A 16141-nucleotide genomic window follows, 5' to 3' on the forward strand; every position below is an offset into this window, starting at 1 on the left:
AGGCAATATCGGCGGGCGGAAAGGCGATAACATCGACTTCGTGTGAGAAACAAACGAAGGTGCGATGCCGTGTTATCAGATAACCGGGGCAGGAAATATGTCGCAAAGACAGAGTGTTGCCTGTATCGGTCGACCCCCCCTCTCTCGACACTGGACGGGGCGGCGCCTGCCAGACCCACACCGCATCGCTGAAACGGTAACACCCCATCCGACCCACACCCCAGCAGACAACACCCCATATCGTGTGAAAATTACGCTTTTTGGGGCAGGCGACTCGGGATGATTTGCCAGGTCAGCCGCGTCGGGATCGCCGCCGGGAATCGGGGCGGGCCGTGGACCGGTGCTTGCCAAACCGGAAAATCCTCAACAGGATTGGCCCGGTATGAGACGAGACCGGGATCGGCGCGGGAATGGTGACTTCTGACAGAAAGATGGATGATGCCGCGCGGGCGGCCTGGCTCTCTTATGTGGCCGGTCGCAAACAGGACGAGATTGCCGAGATCATGGGGATCTCGCGGCAATCGGCGCAGCGGCTGGTCTCGCAGGCCAGTGCCGCCGGGCTGGTCAAGGTGCGCATCGACCATCCGATTGCGCGATGCCTGGAACTGGTCGAGGCGCTGACCGAGCGGTACGGGCTGGGAACCTGCGAGGTGGTGCCGTCGCTGGCCTCGGTCGCGGCGTCGGGCCTGGCAGTGTCACACGCGACCGGAAACCTGATCGAACGCTGGTTGTCGCAGCCCGATCCCATGGTCATGGGTCTCGGGACCGGGCGAACATTGCGCGCTGCCATCGAACACCTGCCGCATCTGGCCTGTGATCAGCACAAGGTCGTCTCCTTGACCGGCAATATCGCGCCCGATGGCTCTACCGCCTATTACAACGTTCTGTTCACCATCACCGACAAGGTCACGGCCCCCACTTACCCTTTGCCCCTGCCTGTCATCGCCGCGTCCGCAGAAGAGCGCACCGTGCTGCTTGGGCAGACGACCCTGACCACCACCCTCGATCTGGCCCGTCAGACCGATGTCCGGTTTCTCGGGATCGGGGCGATCAATGACCGGGCGCCGCTGCTGCTGGACGGGTTCATCACCCCCGACGACCAGCAGCGGGTCAGCGACAAGGGCGCCGTGGGCGAGATCATCGGCTGGATCTACGATGCCGAGGGCCGGTTGCTGGACGATGCCTTGAACGAGCGCGTGTCCTCGGCCGGTCTTGGGGATGAGGCCGATCGCCCGGTCATCGCCGCGGCGCATGGGCCAGACAAGGTGCCCGCGATTCGGGGTGCCTTGCGGGGCGGCCTTGTGAACGGACTGATCACCGACGAAGAGACAGCGACCGCGCTGCTCTGAAAAACCCCTGATTTCCAGACTTTTGAGCCTGACCCTCTCGCCCGCGCCGCGGTGCGGCGGGATTTTGGTGTTGACCTTTCGTAACGGAAAGTGAATAAATGCCCATGAGCTTAGCAATTGCTCATCCTTGGGAGGATATCATGACAAGAACGACCCGCGCCCTTCTGGGTGCCACCGCGCTGACCGCCATGGGCTTTGCCGCGGCCGCGCAGGACACCACCATCACCATCGCAACCGTGAACAACGGCGACATGATCCGCATGCAGGGTCTGACGGACGTGTTCGAAGCAGAAAATCCCGGCATCACTGTCGAGTGGGTGACGCTGGAAGAAAACGTGTTGCGCCAGAACGTGACGACCGACATCGCCACCGGCGGTGGCCAGTATGACATCATCACCATCGGCACCTACGAGGTTCCGATCTGGGGCGAACGTGGCTGGCTTCAGTCGCTCAATGACCTCGGCGACGACTACAATATCGACGACCTGCTGCCCGCGATCCGCGGAGGCCTGACGGTTGACGGCAACCTCTACGCCTCGCCCTTCTACGGCGAAAGCTCCATGGTCATGTATCGCACCGACCTGATGGAGGCCGCCGGTCTGGATATGCCCGATGCGCCGACTTGGGAATTCATCCGCGAAGCCGCCATCGCCATGACCGACCGCGACAACGATATCTACGGCGTCTGCCTGCGCGGCAAGCCGGGCTGGGGCGAGAACATGGCGTTCCTGACCGCGATGTCCAACAGCTTCGGCGCGCGCTGGTTCGACGAGAACTGGACCCCGCAATTCGACAGCGAGGCATGGGCGACGACGCTCAATTTCTACCTCGACCTGCTGAACCAAGCCGGGCCTCCGGGGGCCGCCAACAATGGTTTCAACGAAAACCTCGCCCTGTTCCAGACCGGCCATTGCGGCATGTGGATCGACGCGACCGTTGCGGCGTCTTTCGTGACCAACCCGGACGACTCGCAAGTGGCTGACTCTGTCGGGTTTGCGCTGGCGCCCGACAATGGTCTTGGTCCGCGCGGCAACTGGCTGTGGGCATGGTCACTGGCGATCCCGTCCTCGTCCGACGCCCCGGACGCTGCGCGCGCGTTCATCTCTTGGGCAACCGGCCCCGGCTATGTCGGGCTTGTCGCCGAGAACGAAGGCTGGGCCAACGTGCCTCCGGGCACCCGCACCTCGCTTTACGAGAACCAGGACTATCTGGATGCGGCGCCCTTCGCGCAAATGACGCTCGACTCGATCAATTCGGCCGACCCCACCAACCCGACGGTGGACCCGGTGCCCTATACCGGGGTTCAGTTCGTGGCGATCCCGGAATTCGCGGGGCTGGCGACGGAAATCGGGCAAGTCTTCTCGGCTGCGCTGGCGGGTCAGACGACCGCCGAAGATGCGCTGGCACAGGCACAAGACCTGGCCACCGAGGAAATGGAAGCGGCTGGCTACTGATCGGCTGATCTCCCTCCCTCTCGGGGGGCGGCCCTCAACCGCCCCCCACTTTTCCCAACTGTCCCGAGCGTTGGCCGCAAATCTGCCGGCCTGCCGTTTCCCTTGCCTGTCCGGTCGCCGCCCCGCACGCTTGCAGCCTGCCGCCCGGAAGAGAGGACCCCGCCATGGCCACCCAGCATTCCCGATCCGCCGCCCGACTGATGATGGCACCCGCCGTTTTCGTTCTTCTGGTGTGGATGCTCGTTCCGCTCTGCCTGACGCTCTGGTTCTCGGTGATGGACTACCGACCCATGCGCGGCACCTTCGATTGCTGCGAGGGCTTGGGCAACTACACACGCTTCGTGACCTCCAGTTCGTTTCAGGATGCCGTCGTCACCACGCTGATGATGGTGGGGGGCATTCTGCTGATCACGGTGATCGGGGGCATTCTGCTGGCGCTCCTGCTGGATCAACCGATCTGGGGGCAGGGGCCTGTGCGGATCCTTGTCATTGCCCCGTTCTTCGTGATGCCGACCGTTTCGGCGTTGGTCTGGAAGAACATGTTCATGAACCCGGTGAACGGCCTTTTCGCGCATCTCTGGCGCGGGTTGGGGATGGAGCCGATAGACTGGCTCTCTCAACTGCCGCTGTTTTCGATCATTCTGATTGTGGCGTGGATGTGGCTGCCCTTCGCCACCCTGATCCTGCTGACCTCGGTGCAATCGATGAGTTCTGAACAGCTCGAAGCCGCCGAGATGGACGGCGCGGGCGCGTTCAGCCGGTTCTTCTATATGATCCTGCCGCACATGGCCCGTGCAATCACTGTTGTGATCTTGATCCAGACGATCTTCCTGCTGTCGATCTTCGCCGAGATCTTCGTGACCACCGGCGGCGCGTTCGGCACCCGGACGCTGACATATCTGGTCTACCAGCGGGTCATCGAGAGCCAGAACGTGGGGCTCGGATCCGCCGGCGGCATCATCGCCGTGATCCTCGCCAATATCGTTGCCTTGGTGCTGATGCGCATCGTCGGCAAGAACCTGGACGCCTGAGGGAGGACCTGACCGATGGCCCGCGCAATCACCACACAACGCAAGATCACGCTGACCGCTGTCGCCTGGATCATTGCCCTGCTGATCTTCTTTCCGATCCTCTGGACGATCCTGACCAGCTTCAAGACCGAGGCCGACGCCATCGCCGACCCGCCCTTGTTCCTGAACTTCCACTGGACGCTGGAAAACTACGCCGTGGTGCAAGACCGCTCGGACTACATGCGCTATCTGTGGAACTCGATTGCCATCGCCGTGGGCTCGACCGCGCTCGGCATCCTGATCGCGGTGCCTGCCGCCTGGTCGATGGCCTTCGTGCCGGGCAAGAAGACCAAGGACATCCTGCTGTGGATGCTGTCCACCAAGATGCTGCCCGCCGTGGGCGTGCTGTACCCGATCCGCCTGATCCTGATCCAGACCGGCCTGCTGGACACCAAGGGCGCGCTGATCGTGATCCTGACGCTCATCAACCTGCCGATCATCGTCTGGATGCTCTACACCTATTTCAAGGAAATCCCCGGCGAGATCCTTGAAGCCGCGCGGATGGACGGGGCAACCCTGCGCTCGGAAATCCTTTACGTGCTGACGCCGATGGCGGTGCCGGGGATTGCCTCGACTGTTCTGCTCAACATCATCCTGGCATGGAACGAAGCCTTCTGGACGCTGACGCTGACCACCGTCGACGCGGCGCCGCTGACCGCCTTCATCGCCAGCTATTCCAGCCCCGAGGGCCTGTTCTACGCCAAGCTCTCCGCCGCCTCGACCATGGCCATCGCGCCCATCCTGATCATGGGGTGGTTCAGCCAGAAACAGCTGGTGCGTGGTCTCACCTTCGGCGCCGTCAAATAAGGAAACAAGGATATGGGACGCATTACGCTGGACAAGGTCCGCAAAGCCTTTGGCGACGTCGAAGTCATTCCGCCGCTGGACCTGACAATCGAAGATGGTGAGTTCGTGGTTTTCGTCGGCCCCTCGGGCTGCGGAAAATCCACCCTGCTGCGGCTGATCGCCGGGCTGGAAGATGTCTCGGGTGGGCAGATCCGCATTGACGGCGAGGATGCCACCATGGTGCCCCCTGCCAAGCGCGGCCTTGCCATGGTGTTTCAGAGCTACGCGCTCTATCCACATATGTCGGTTAAAAAGAACATCGCCTTCCCGATGAAGATGGCAGGGATGCCGCAGGACGAGCAGGAGCGCCGGATTGCCTCTGCCGCCAAGGCGCTGAACCTGACCGACTATCTTGATCGGCGGCCCGGCCAGTTGTCGGGCGGGCAGCGCCAGCGGGTCGCCATCGGTCGCGCCATCGTGCGGGAACCGGCGGCTTTCCTGTTCGATGAGCCTCTGTCGAACCTCGACGCCGCGCTGCGCCACGGGATGCGGCTGGAAATCAGCGAGCTGCACGAGCGGCTGACCACGACCATGGTCTACGTTACCCACGATCAGGTGGAAGCCATGACCATGGCCGACAAGATCGTGGTGTTGCAGGCCGGTGTGATCGAGCAGGTCGGCAGCCCTCTGGAGCTGTATCGCGCGCCCCTTAACAAATTCGTTGCAGGCTTCATCGGCTCGCCCAAGATGAACTTCCTTGAAGGCGAGGAAGCCGCCAAACGCAATGCACATACGATCGGCATCCGGCCCGAGCACCTGACCATGTCGACCACCGAAGGCGCGTGGCGTGGCACGGTGGGCGTGGCAGAGCATCTGGGCGCAGACACGTTCCTGCACATTCACCCCGACAGCGCCCGGTCTGAAACCATGACGATCCGCGTCGATGGCAGCGTCACCGCCCGCCATGGCGACGTGGTGTGGCTGAGCCCGCAGGAAGAAAACATCCACCGCTTCGACGAAACCGGACTGCGCATCGCATGAAACGGCTGGACGGAAAATGCGCGCTGATCACCGGCGCAGCGCGGGGCATCGGCCTTGCCTTTGCCAAGGCCTACGTGGCCGAAGGCGCGCGGGTGGCGATTGCCGATATCGACATCGCGCGCGCCCGGCAGGCCGCCGAAGCGATCGGCGAGGCGGCATTTGCCGTCGAGATGGATGTAACCCGTCAAGCCAGCATCGACCAGGCCGTCACCGACACGGTCGCATGGCTCGGAAAGATCGACATCCTGATCAACAACGCCGCGATCTTCACCGCCGCGCCGATCGTCGAGATCACCCGCGACGACTATGCCCGCGTGTTCGATATCAATGTAAGTGGGACGTTGTTTACCCTGCAAGCGGTTGCGCGCCACATGATGGCGCGCGGCGGCGGCAAGATCATCAACATGGCCAGCCAGGCGGGTCGCCGGGGCGAGGCGCTGGTGGCCGTCTACTGCGCCAGCAAGGCCGCCGTCATCAGCCTGACCCAATCGGCGGGGCTGAACCTGATCCAGCACGGCATCAACGTGAACGCCATCGCGCCCGGCGTGGTGGAGGGCGAGCATTGGGACGGTGTTGACGCCTTCTTTGCTGAACACGAGGGCAAAGCCCCCGGCCAGAAAAAACGCGAGGTCGGCGACGCCGTGCCTTTCGGACGAATGGGCACCGCCGCAGACCTGACCGGCATGGCCATTTTCCTTGCCTCGGACGAGGCCGAATACATCGTCGCCCAGACATACAATGTCGATGGCGGCAACTGGATGAGCTGAGCCATGGCCGTGACCCTTTCCCTTTCCACGCTCTCGGACCTGACCGGCGTCGCCGTGCCCGCCTATGCGCGCGCCGACGTTTCGCCCGGCATCGTCCATTTCGGCGTCGGCAATTTTCACCGGGCGCATCAGGCGATGTATCTGGACCGGCTGTTCAACAAGGGCCTCAGCCGCGATTGGGCCTTGGTCGGCGCCGGGGTGTTCGAGGGCGAGCGCAAGGGCCGCGACGTGCTGGCCGCGCAGGACTGGCTGACCACGCTGGTGGAACAAGAGGCCGATAGCAGCACGGCGCGGATTCTGGGCTCGATGATCGAGTTCCTGGAACCGGCCAATCCCGCCGCCACCATCGCCCGCATGGCTGCCCCCGATATTCGCATCGTGTCGCTGACCATCACGGAAGGTGGCTATTTCCTCGACTCCGACGACCGGTTCGACCCGACCCATCCGGCCATTGTCGCGGACGCGGCCACCCCGGCGGCGCCCAAGACCGTGTTTGGCCAGATCCTTTGCGCGTTGCGCCTGCGCCGCGAGCGGGGCCTGTCCCCCTTCACGGTGATGAGTTGCGACAACATCCCCCATAACGGCCATGTCGCCCGCAAGGCGGTCGTGGGGCTGGCCGAGTTGTCGGACCCCGCCTTTGCCGCCTGGGTCGCCGACACCGTCGCCTTCCCGAATGGCATGGTGGACCGGATTACCCCGGCCACCACCGACCGCGAACGGGCCATGCTGGCCGAACAGTTCGGACTCGAGGACGGCTGGCCAGTGTTCTGCGAGGATTTCACGCAATGGGTGTTGGAGGACCATTTTCCCCTTGGCCGCCCGGCGCTGGAGGAGGTGGGGGTGCAATTCGTGGCCGATGTCGCGCCCTATGAGCTGATGAAGCTGCGTATCCTGAACGGCGGCCACGCCATCATCGCCTATCCCGGCGGCCTGATGGACATTCATTTCGTGCATGAGGCGATGGAACATCCGCTGATCCGCGCCTTCCTGCGCAAGATCGAGGAAGACGAGGTGATCCCGAATGTGCCACCGGTTCCCGACACCGACCTTGGCGGCTATTTCGACCTGATCGAACGGCGGTTTTCCAACCCCAAGATCGGCGACACGGTGCGGCGGCTCTGCCTCGATGGATCGAACCGCCAGCCCAAGTTCATCGTGCCCACCCTGCGCGATGCCCTGAAGTCCGGCGGCTCGGTCGAGGGGCTGGCGCTGGAATGCGCGCTTTGGTGCCGTTACTGCGCCGGGACCACGGATAGCGGGGCCGAGATCGCGCCCAACGACCCCAACTGGGACGCCTTGCAGCCGGTGGCGCTGGCTGCGAAGGACCGGTCGCAGGCATGGCTCGACCAACGGGCGATTTATGGCGATCTGGGGCAAGACCCGCGCCTGTGCGAGGCGTTTGCACGTTGGCTTGGGCTGCTCTGGTCGCACGGTACGGCGGCCACCTTGGAAACCTATCTCGGACGCGGCTGACCCATGGCGATGCCTTCCCCCGGCCTGGTGATCTTTGATTGTGATGGCGTGCTGGTCGACAGCGAACCGATTTCGCTGGAGGTGATGCTGGAGGTTCTGGCGCAGGCGGGCTGCACGCTGGACCCGGAAGAAGGCTATGCGCATCTTTTGGGGAAATCACTCGGCTCGATCGGGGCTTGGCTGCGGGCAGAACACGGGCTTGACCTGACGGACGCCCACCTGACGGCCTTGCGTGCGCGCCTGTTCGACCGCTTTCGCCAGTCCCTCAAACCGATTTCCGGCGTGGCCGAGGCAATCCGCGCGATGCCCGGAAAGGTTTGTGTTGCCTCGTCGAGCCAGCCCGACCGTATTCGGTTTTCGCTTGGCCTGACCGGCCTGCTCGACCTGTTCGAGCCGCATATCTTCAGCGCCAGCATGGTGGATCGTGGCAAGCCCGCCCCCGACCTGTTCCTGCACGCGGCGCAGGAAATGGGCGTCGATCCCGGTGATTGTGTCGTTATCGAGGACAGTCCCGCTGGAATCGAGGCGGCGCAGGCGGCAGGGATGCAGGTGATCGGCTTTGTCGGGGGCGGCCATGCCGGGCCGGCCGGTCTGGTCAAACGGGTTGCAAATCGCGCGCCCTCGGCCATCATCTCGTCGATGGAAGACCTGCCCGCGCTTCTTGGTGCGGGCCACTGAAGTGCCGGGAGAGGTGATGACGCAATATCTCTGCGCGGTCGATGTCGGGACACGCTCGGCACGGGCTGGCCTGTTTACCCCCGAGGGCGCGCGCATCGCCCGGGCGGTGCAGCCGATCGCGTTGCATGAAGAGGGCGGCACCGAGGCGGAATACCGGTCCGAGGAGATCTGGCACGCGACCTGTGCGGCCATTGCCGCTGTGCGGGCCGAGGCGGGGATCGCCGCCGATGACGTGGCGGCGCTGGCCTTTGACGCCACCTGTTCGTTGGTGCTGCGCGATACCGGAGGGCGGGGCGTGGCCCTTTCGGCAGACGGGCGGGACACCATCGCATGGTGCGATCACCGGGCCGTGGCACAGGCCGCACGCTGCACCGATACCGGGCACGCGCTGATCCGGCATCTGGGCGGCACCATGTCGCCCGAAATGCAGACGCCCAAGCTGTTGTGGATCAAGGAAAATCGCCCGGATATCTGGGCGCGTCTCGGTCGCGTGCGCGATCTGGCGGACGATCTTGTCTGGCGCGCGACCGGGGCCGAGGGCGCCTCGTCCTGCACCCTGTCCGCGAAATGGCCGTTCCTGCCCGAGGCGGGCGGATGGCAGATGGATTTTCTGGACCAGATCGGGTTGGGGGACCTGCTGGGCCGGGCCGCACTGCCCGCTGTTGCAACACCGGTCGGCACCTGCGCCGGGCCGCTGTCGCCTGACGCCGCCAAGGCCATGGGGTTGCGGCCGGGCCTGCCGGTCGCCGCTGGCATGATCGACGCCTTTGCCGGGGCGCTTGGCTGTCTGCGGCCCGGCAGCGACACGGGCGTGGCGATCATCGCGGGCACCTCCAGTACCGTTCTTGCCACCACGCCGGACCCCAGATTTGCCGCTGGAATATGGGGGCCGTTCCGGGACGCGGTTCTGCCGGGATGGTGGAGCCGCGAGGGCGGGCAATCCGCTGCGGGGGCCCTGCTGGATCATATCCTGACCTCGTGGCCATCAGACGGCGCGCCGCCGGGGCACGAGCGGGTGATCGCACGGGTCGAAGAACTGTTGACGCGCGACGGGCCGGGGTTTGGCGGGGACATCCACGTCCTGCCCGATTTCAAGGGCAACCGGTCCCCCTTGGCCGATCCGGGCGCGCGCGGGGTCATCCACGGTCTGTCCCTTGATCGCAGCTTTGACGGGCTGGCCGCGCTCTACTGGCGCACGGCGGTGTCGCTGGCGCTTGGGCTGCGGCAGATCGCGGATCACATGGGCCTGTTGGTGCCGGGGCAGGGGCCGCTGGCGGTCGCGGGCGGGCTGACGCGCAGCCGCCTGTTCTTGCAGATGATTGCGGACGCCACCGGTCGGCCAGTAATCACCCCGGGCGGCGGCGACGGCGTTCTGCTTGGCACGGCCATGGCGGCGGCCATGGCGGGCGGTATGGCGGACACCCTTTCTGGCGCGGTCGCGGCGATGGCGGGGGTCGCCCCGATCATTGAACCGACGCCAGAAGGGCAGGGCGCGCGCGACCGGGACTATCGCGCCTTTTGCCTGATGCAGGATCAACGCGCGGCCCTGAGCCGGCTTTAGCCTTTCACGCTGCGCAGGATCACGTTGGTCTGTGCGCTGGCCACGGCGGGCAGACGAAACAACACCTCTTCGAGAAACCGGTTGTAGGCGTCGATATCGCGGCAGGCGACGTGCAGGTGATAGTCGGCTTGCCCGGTTGTGGCGTGGCAAGCGCGGATTTCTTCCCGCGTTTCGACCGCGCGTAGAAACGCCGTCAGCTGTGCCGGGTCGTGGCGGGTCAGCTGCACATGGACGATGGCCTTGAACGTCAGGCCCCGCCGGGCGTCGTTGATGCGGATGCCATAGCCCTCGATCACGCCGGCCTCTTCCAGCGCCTTGACGCGCCGCCAGCAGGACGAGGTCGACAGGCCCACGGTCTCGGCCAGATCGGCATTCGACATGCGACTGTCCTGTTCCAGTTGGCGAAGGATTTGTTCGTCGGTTTGGTCCAGTTTCGGCATTTTTTCGCTTATATCGGCATTTCGCGGGCAATCCTTTCAGAACTGGCCATTTTGGACAAGACAATTGGCCAGTTCTTCCAGCTCTCCTGCGCTATCCTTGGCCGCAAGGAGACCACTGATGACCGCACATGCCCCCACCTTCGACACCTACCACCTTGACGACCGCTATGCCCGGACCGAGGGCCGCGTCTTCCTGACCGGAACGCAGGCCCTTGTGCGCGTGATGATCGACCAGGCCCGCCGCGACCGGCAGGCGGGGCGCGATACGGCCGGGTTCGTCTCGGGCTATCGCGGCTCGCCGCTTGGCGGTCTGGACCAGGAGATGTGGCGCCAGAAGGCCCGGCTGAAGGACGAGCGCATCGACTTCTTGCCTGCGGTCAACGAAGACCTCGCAGCCACCGCCGTTCTGGGGGCACAGCAGGCGTCGCTTGACCCTGACTGCACTGTCGAGGGCGTGTTTTCCATGTGGTATGGCAAGGGGCCGGGTGTGGACCGGTCGGGCGACGCGCTGAAACACGGCAACGCTTACGGCTCGTCGCCAAAGGGCGGTGTGCTGGTGGTTGCGGGCGATGACCACGGCTGCGTGTCTTCGTCCATGCCGCACCAGTCTGACGTGGCGTTCATGGCGTGGTTCATGCCGACGCTGAACCCCGCCAGCATCGCGGAATACCTGGAGTTTGGGGCCTATGGATTTGCCCTGTCGCGGTTTTCCGGCACATGGGTCGGGTTCAAGGCGATCTCTGAAACGGTCGAGTCCGGGCAGTCCATCGAAATCCCGGCCGAGCGGGCGTTCGTGCAACCGGATTCCACCGCGCCGCAGGGGGGGCTGCATGTGCGCGCGTCGGACATGCCAAGCCCCGAGATCGAAGGCCGCATCGGCGCCAAGCTGGAGGCGGTAGAGGCTTTCGTCGAGGCCAACCCGATTGACCGCCGCATCTATGACCTGCCAGACGCCCGGTTCGGGATCGTCACCACCGGCAAAGGGCACCTCGACCTGATGGAGGCGCTGCGCCTGTTGGGTCTGGACGCCGCCGCTTGCCGCCGCCTTGGCATCGACATCTACAAGGTCGGCATGGTCTGGCCGCTGGCCCGGCGCGATGCGCTTGCCTTTGTCGAGGGCAAGGACGAGGTTCTGGTCGTCGAGGAAAAACGCGGCATCATCGAAAGCCAGTTCAAGGAATATTTCTATGACTGGCCGGGGCACAAGCCGCAGAAAATGGTGGGCAAGCACCGCGCGGCGGGCGATCCGCTGATCCCGTGGACGGGAGAGTTGAGCCCGCTGTTGCTGGTGCCGGTTCTTGCAGAACGGCTCGACCGGTTCTTTCCGGGCGAAGGGTTGCTTGCCAAGGCGCGGCACCTGACTGCAACGCCCGCCCCGGTGCTGACGGTTCCCGGCGCGACGCGGACGCCCTATTTCTGCTCGGGCTGTCCGCATAACACGTCGACCAAGCTGCCCGAGGGCAGTTTCGCCAATTCCGGTATTGGCTGCCATGTCATGGCGGGGTGGATGGACCGCAACACGCTCGGATATGCGCAGATGGGGGGAGAGGGCGTGCCATGGGTCGCCGCCTCTCGCTTCACCGGTCTTGGACACCGGTTTCAGAATCTGGGCGAGGGGACATGGCATCACTCGGGCTCGCTCGCCATTCGGCAGGCCGTCGCGGCGCGGGCCAATATTACCTACAAGATCCTCTACAACGATGCCGTCGCCATGACCGGCGGCCAGCCTGTCGATGGCCCCGTCAGCCCCGCCGCAATTGCGCTGGCCTGCCGGGCCGAGGGGGTCGAGCGGATCGCGCTGGTTTCGGATGATATCGGCAAGTTCCGGCATGGGGAATTCCCGGCGGGCACCACCTTCCATGACCGGGCCGAGTTGATGCCGGTGCAGGAAGAGCTGCGCGAGGTGCAGGGGGTTTCTATTCTTCTGTATGAACAGACATGCGCCACGGAAAAACGCCGCCGCCGCAAGCGGGGCACGATGGCAGACCCCAAGCGCTTTGCCTATATCAACCCGCTGGTCTGCGAAGGCTGCGGCGATTGTTCGGTCGAGTCCAACTGCCTGAGCATCGAGCCGCGCGAAACCGCGTTTGGCCGCAAGCGCAAAGTGAACCTGTCGTCCTGCAACAAGGATTTCTCTTGCCTCAACGGGTTCTGCCCCAGCTTCGTGACGGTCGAGGGGGGCGCGCGGCGCAAGCCCGCTCCGGTGGCGCTGGACCTTGAGACCTTGAAAGCCGATCTGCCGGTGCCCGACACGGCCGACCTGAGCGAGCCTTTCGACCTGCTTGTCGCGGGTGTGGGCGGAACCGGCGTCGTGACCGTGGGCGCGCTGATCACCATGGCCGCGCATCTGGAAGGCAAGGGCGCAAGCGTGCTCGACTTCACCGGCTTCGCGCAGAAATTCGGCACTGTTTTGGGCTATGTGCGGATCGGTGCCAGCCCCGAGGCCATCCATCAGGTGCGGATCGAACAAGGCGCGGCAGACGCGGTGATCGGCTGTGACGCGGTTGTGTGTTCGTCTCCCAAGGCGTCGCATCACTACCGCAACGGCACGCGGATGGTGCTGAACCGGGCCGAAATGCCGACGGGCGATCTGGTGTTGCACCGTGATGCACACCTCAGGATTGACGAGCGCGAGGCGTTGATCCGTGCGACCGTGGGCGACCGGGTTGTGGCCTTCGACGCCAACCGGGCGGCGGAAAAGCTGATGGGCGACAGTGTCTTCGCCAACATCCTGCTGCTTGGGGCGGCCTTTCAGAACGGGTTGGTGCCGGTCAGCGAGGTGGCGCTGAAGCAGGCGATCCTGCTTAATGGCGTGGCGGTGGACAAAAACGCCATGGCCTTTGATCTGGGGCGCATCATGGCGGCCCAACCCGAGGTGCTGGTGCCCCATCTTGACGATTCGCCCCCGGCCGACGAGACCTTGGACGAGGTGATTGCCACGCGCGCGGCGTTTTTGGCCGACTACCAGAACGCCGCCTATGCCAAACGGTTCACTGACCGCATCGCGCGGTTCCGGACGGCGTTGCCCAAGGCGGAGGACGTCGTGGTGAGGACCGCCACCAAATCCCTGTTCAAGCTCATGGCCTACAAAGACGAATACGAGGTGGCGCGGCTCTTCACCGAGACGGGGTTCGAGGCGGAATTGGCCGAGACATTCGAAGGGGATTACTCCGTCACCTATCACCTCGCGCCACCGATCCTGTCGCTGCGCCGCGATGCGCGGGGTCGGCCTGTCAAACGGGCCTTCGGGCCGTGGATGACCATAGGGTTCCGGCTGTTCGCCCGGATGAAAGGCCTGCGGGGCACGGCGCTCGATCCCTTTGGCTACAGCGCCGACCGGCAGCTCGACCGGGCGCTTCTGGCTTGGTTCGAGCGGGTGTTGACCCATGTGGAGCAGGGACCAGATCCTGACATGGTGCTGGACCTGCTGGCCGCCCCGATGGAAATCCGTGGCTATGGTCCGGTCCGCGAAGACGCGGTGCAAGAGGTTATGGCCAATATGCCCGACGGGCTGCGACTTGCCGTGCCGGGGCAGGGCCGATAAGCAGGATGGAACCAGACACAGGCGGCCCGCCGTGGCCCCATTTCCAAGGAGTTCCTCCATGATCGAACGCAACCACACCGGCCCCCGGATGAGCCAGATCGTCAAGCACAACGGCACGGTCTACCTTGCCGGTCAGGTTGGAGAGGGCGACACCGTGGCCGACCAGACGCGCGACTGCCTGGCCCAGGTGGAAACCCTGCTGGCCGAGGCGGGATCTTCGACCGAGCAAATGCTGCAAGTCATCATCTGGCTGGCCGACATGGCCGATTTCGACGAGATGAACGCCGTCTGGGACGCATGGGTTCCGTCCGGCCATTCGCCTGTGCGTGCCTGTGGCGAGGCCAAGCTGGCCGCCCCGAAGTATCGCGTGGAAATCATCGTTACGGCGGCCTGCTGAACGCGATGCTCACCATCGGCACCCTCGCCAAGAAGACTGGCACCAAGGTCCAGACCATCCGCTATTACGAGCAGATCGGCCTGATGCCCGAGGCCGGTCGCACCGAGGGCGGCCAGCGACGGTATGACGAGGCGGGGCTCGACCGCCTCGCCTTCATCCGCCATGCGCGGCAACTGGGCTTTTCGCTCGATGCGATCCGAGAGCTGCTGGATTTGGCGGACAACCCCCACCAATCCTGCGCCGAGGCGGATTCCATTGCGCAGCGGCAATTGCGGCAGGTGGAAGCGCGGATTGCCCGGTTGGAGGCCCTGCGCACGGAACTGAGCCGAATGGTGCAGGACTGCGATGGACAAAGCGGCAGCGATTGCCGGGTGCTGAGCGTCTTGCGCGACCACGCCGAATGCCTGACCGAACATGAAGACATCGGCGGATAGGGCAATTCGGGGCTTGAACCTACAGTTGCTGTAGGTCTTATCAAGAAGGCCGACTCACGGAGACTGACCCCGGAAAGGCCCCCTATGCCCCACGACCATGGCCACGGCCATCACCACCATCATCATCATCTGGATGCTAACAGCGGCGACCGTCGCGTGTCGCTGGCGATCTGGGCCAATGGTCTGCTGACCGTCGCGCAGATCGTGGGCGGGATCATGTCCGGCAGTCTTGCACTGGTGGCCGATGCCTTGCACAACTTGTCGGACATGGCGTCGCTCGCCATCGCCTTTGCCGCACGAAAGGTGGCTCGCCGCCCGGCGGACGAGGCAATGACCTTTGGCTATGGCCGGATCGAGATCGTTGCCGCCCTGATCAACTACACCACGTTGATCATCGTCGGTCTCTACCTGATCTACGAAGGTGCCATGCGCCTGATCGACCCGCCTGCGGTCGGTGGCTGGACGGTGGTTGTCGTGGCGGGGGTGGCGTTGGTGATCGACGCGCTGACTGCATGGCTGACATGGACGATGCAAAAAGACAGCGTGAATATCCGGGCGCTTTTTCTGCACAACCTCTCGGACGCGCTTGGCTCGGTGGCGGTGATCGTCGCGGGCACTCTGATCCTGCTTTATGACTGGCGACTGGTGGACCCGATCGTGACCATTGGCATCGCGGTCTACATCCTGTGGCTGGCGATTAGCGAGATCGGCGGGCCTGTGCGCACGCTGATGCTGGGCAGCCCCGCCCATATCGACAATGCCGAGGTGCTGGAAGCGCTACGCGGGGTCGATGGGGTCGCGTCTCTCCACCATGTGCATTTCTGGCAGATGCAGGAGCATGAGGCGGCGCTGGACGCGCATATCGTGCTGACCGATGCCGCATGGACGCGGCAGGAACGGGTCAAGGCCGCGCTGAAAGCGATGCTGCACGCGCGTTTCGGAATCGGTCATTCCACGCTGGAATTCGAGCATCAGGACCGCGCCCATGACGCTGCCGGGATCTATGGCTGCCGCGACGGGGCCTTGTCTGGAAACCCTGCGCAGGAATAGGGCGCGTGACCGGTTGTGCCGGTCCGGACACGTCGGCGACACCCCCCGGCAAACGCCACTCGTTTCGGGGGGAAATGGTGCCCGGCCGCGTCTGATT

Annotated in this window: 14 protein-coding genes; 13 read left to right on the forward strand and 1 reads right to left on the reverse strand. The window is 64.5% G+C overall.

All coding sequences use genetic code 11. The annotated features are described in order from the left end of the window. Positions 1 to 410 precede the first annotated feature (410 nt). The 9 genes from BKY27_RS12175 to BKY27_RS12215 all read left to right on the forward strand — a co-directional run bounded on the left by BKY27_RS12175 (position 411) and on the right by BKY27_RS12215 (position 10179). Positions 411 to 1349, forward strand: coding sequence for a sugar-binding transcriptional regulator (locus tag BKY27_RS12175; protein WP_071674770.1), 939 nt, complete (start codon positions 411 to 413; stop codon positions 1347 to 1349). A 140-nt stretch (positions 1350 to 1489) separates the two neighbouring features. Further along, a complete protein-coding gene (locus BKY27_RS12180; RefSeq protein ID WP_071674771.1) occupies positions 1490 to 2803 on the forward strand; it encodes an ABC transporter substrate-binding protein in 1314 nt (437 codons plus the stop codon). A gap of 164 nt (positions 2804 to 2967) precedes the next feature. Next, entirely contained in the window at positions 2968 to 3834 is an 867-nt protein-coding gene (locus BKY27_RS12185) for a carbohydrate ABC transporter permease (RefSeq protein ID WP_071674772.1), read from the forward strand. Positions 3835 to 3849: 15 nt separating this feature from the next. Then, positions 3850 to 4680 (forward strand): carbohydrate ABC transporter permease, encoded by an 831-nt coding sequence (locus BKY27_RS12190; RefSeq protein WP_071674773.1) that lies wholly within the window; start codon positions 3850 to 3852, stop codon positions 4678 to 4680. Positions 4681 to 4692: 12 nt separating this feature from the next. Then, positions 4693 to 5700 carry an ABC transporter ATP-binding protein gene (locus BKY27_RS12195; RefSeq protein ID WP_071674774.1) on the forward strand — a complete coding sequence of 336 codons (1008 nt, stop codon included), beginning with the start codon at positions 4693 to 4695 and terminating at the stop codon, positions 5698 to 5700. Then, complete coding sequence (locus BKY27_RS12200) at positions 5697 to 6467, forward strand: L-iditol 2-dehydrogenase (protein WP_071674775.1); 771 nt, start codon at positions 5697 to 5699, stop codon at positions 6465 to 6467. Before BKY27_RS12195 ends, BKY27_RS12200 begins: the two co-directional genes overlap by 4 nt. Positions 6468 to 6470: 3 nt before the next feature. Beyond that, positions 6471 to 7940 carry a mannitol dehydrogenase family protein gene (locus tag BKY27_RS12205; RefSeq protein ID WP_071674776.1) on the forward strand — a complete coding sequence of 490 codons (1470 nt, stop codon included), beginning with the start codon at positions 6471 to 6473 and terminating at the stop codon, positions 7938 to 7940. 3 nt (positions 7941 to 7943) lie between these two features. After that, positions 7944 to 8618 carry an HAD family hydrolase gene (locus BKY27_RS12210; RefSeq protein WP_071674777.1) on the forward strand — a complete coding sequence of 225 codons (675 nt, stop codon included), beginning with the start codon at positions 7944 to 7946 and terminating at the stop codon, positions 8616 to 8618. 16 nt (positions 8619 to 8634) lie between these two features. Further along, positions 8635 to 10179: an FGGY family pentulose kinase gene (locus BKY27_RS12215; protein ID WP_071674778.1), complete on the forward strand. Its 1545-nt coding sequence runs from the start codon at positions 8635 to 8637 to the stop codon at positions 10177 to 10179. Here the strand turns inward: BKY27_RS12215 and BKY27_RS12220 are convergent. Beyond that, positions 10176 to 10619 carry an Lrp/AsnC family transcriptional regulator gene (locus tag BKY27_RS12220; RefSeq protein ID WP_071674779.1) on the reverse strand — a complete coding sequence of 148 codons (444 nt, stop codon included), beginning with the start codon at positions 10617 to 10619 and terminating at the stop codon, positions 10176 to 10178. The two genes, BKY27_RS12215 and BKY27_RS12220, sit on opposite strands and share 4 nt — an antisense overlap. Before the next feature lie 118 nt (positions 10620 to 10737). Here BKY27_RS12220 and BKY27_RS12225 point away from each other — a divergent pair, with 118 nt between their 5' ends. The 4 genes from BKY27_RS12225 (at position 10738) to BKY27_RS12240 (ending at position 16044) form a co-directional block, all read left to right on the forward strand. Beyond that, positions 10738 to 14163 carry an indolepyruvate ferredoxin oxidoreductase family protein gene (locus BKY27_RS12225; RefSeq protein WP_071674780.1) on the forward strand — a complete coding sequence of 1142 codons (3426 nt, stop codon included), beginning with the start codon at positions 10738 to 10740 and terminating at the stop codon, positions 14161 to 14163. Between the two features lie 58 nt (positions 14164 to 14221). Further along, positions 14222 to 14560, forward strand: coding sequence for a RidA family protein (locus tag BKY27_RS12230; RefSeq protein ID WP_071674781.1), 339 nt, complete (start codon positions 14222 to 14224; stop codon positions 14558 to 14560). 5 nt (positions 14561 to 14565) lie between these two features. Continuing rightward, positions 14566 to 14994: a MerR family transcriptional regulator gene (locus BKY27_RS12235; protein ID WP_071674782.1), complete on the forward strand. Its 429-nt coding sequence runs from the start codon at positions 14566 to 14568 to the stop codon at positions 14992 to 14994. Positions 14995 to 15078: 84 nt separating this feature from the next. Continuing rightward, positions 15079 to 16044: a cation diffusion facilitator family transporter gene (locus BKY27_RS12240; RefSeq protein WP_071674783.1), complete on the forward strand. Its 966-nt coding sequence runs from the start codon at positions 15079 to 15081 to the stop codon at positions 16042 to 16044. Positions 16045 to 16141: the final 97 nt, after the last annotated feature.

The organism is Nioella nitratireducens (assembly GCF_001879715.1).
GTDB classification, from domain to species: Bacteria; Pseudomonadota; Alphaproteobacteria; order Rhodobacterales; family Rhodobacteraceae; genus Nioella; species Nioella nitratireducens.

Bases quoted from the DNA above. Each gene is read 5' to 3' on its own strand.
- BKY27_RS12175 (WP_071674770.1), top strand. From the start codon at position 411: ATGGTGACTTCTGACAGAAAGATGGATGATGCCGCGCGGGCGGCCTGG.
- BKY27_RS12180 (WP_071674771.1), top strand. From the start codon at position 1,490: ATGACAAGAACGACCCGCGCCCTTCTGGGTGCCACCGCGCTGACCGCC.
- BKY27_RS12185 (WP_071674772.1), top strand. From the start codon at position 2,968: ATGGCCACCCAGCATTCCCGATCCGCCGCCCGACTGATGATGGCACCC.
- BKY27_RS12190 (WP_071674773.1), top strand. From the start codon at position 3,850: ATGGCCCGCGCAATCACCACACAACGCAAGATCACGCTGACCGCTGTC.
- BKY27_RS12195 (WP_071674774.1), top strand. From the start codon at position 4,693: ATGGGACGCATTACGCTGGACAAGGTCCGCAAAGCCTTTGGCGACGTC.
- BKY27_RS12200 (WP_071674775.1), top strand. From the start codon at position 5,697: ATGAAACGGCTGGACGGAAAATGCGCGCTGATCACCGGCGCAGCGCGG.
- BKY27_RS12205 (WP_071674776.1), top strand. From the start codon at position 6,471: ATGGCCGTGACCCTTTCCCTTTCCACGCTCTCGGACCTGACCGGCGTC.
- BKY27_RS12210 (WP_071674777.1), top strand. From the start codon at position 7,944: ATGGCGATGCCTTCCCCCGGCCTGGTGATCTTTGATTGTGATGGCGTG.
- BKY27_RS12215 (WP_071674778.1), top strand. From the start codon at position 8,635: ATGACGCAATATCTCTGCGCGGTCGATGTCGGGACACGCTCGGCACGG.
- BKY27_RS12220 (WP_071674779.1), bottom strand. From the start codon at position 10,619: ATGCCGAAACTGGACCAAACCGACGAACAAATCCTTCGCCAACTGGAA.
- BKY27_RS12225 (WP_071674780.1), top strand. From the start codon at position 10,738: ATGACCGCACATGCCCCCACCTTCGACACCTACCACCTTGACGACCGC.
- BKY27_RS12230 (WP_071674781.1), top strand. From the start codon at position 14,222: ATGATCGAACGCAACCACACCGGCCCCCGGATGAGCCAGATCGTCAAG.
- BKY27_RS12235 (WP_071674782.1), top strand. From the start codon at position 14,566: ATGCTCACCATCGGCACCCTCGCCAAGAAGACTGGCACCAAGGTCCAG.
- BKY27_RS12240 (WP_071674783.1), top strand. From the start codon at position 15,079: ATGCCCCACGACCATGGCCACGGCCATCACCACCATCATCATCATCTG.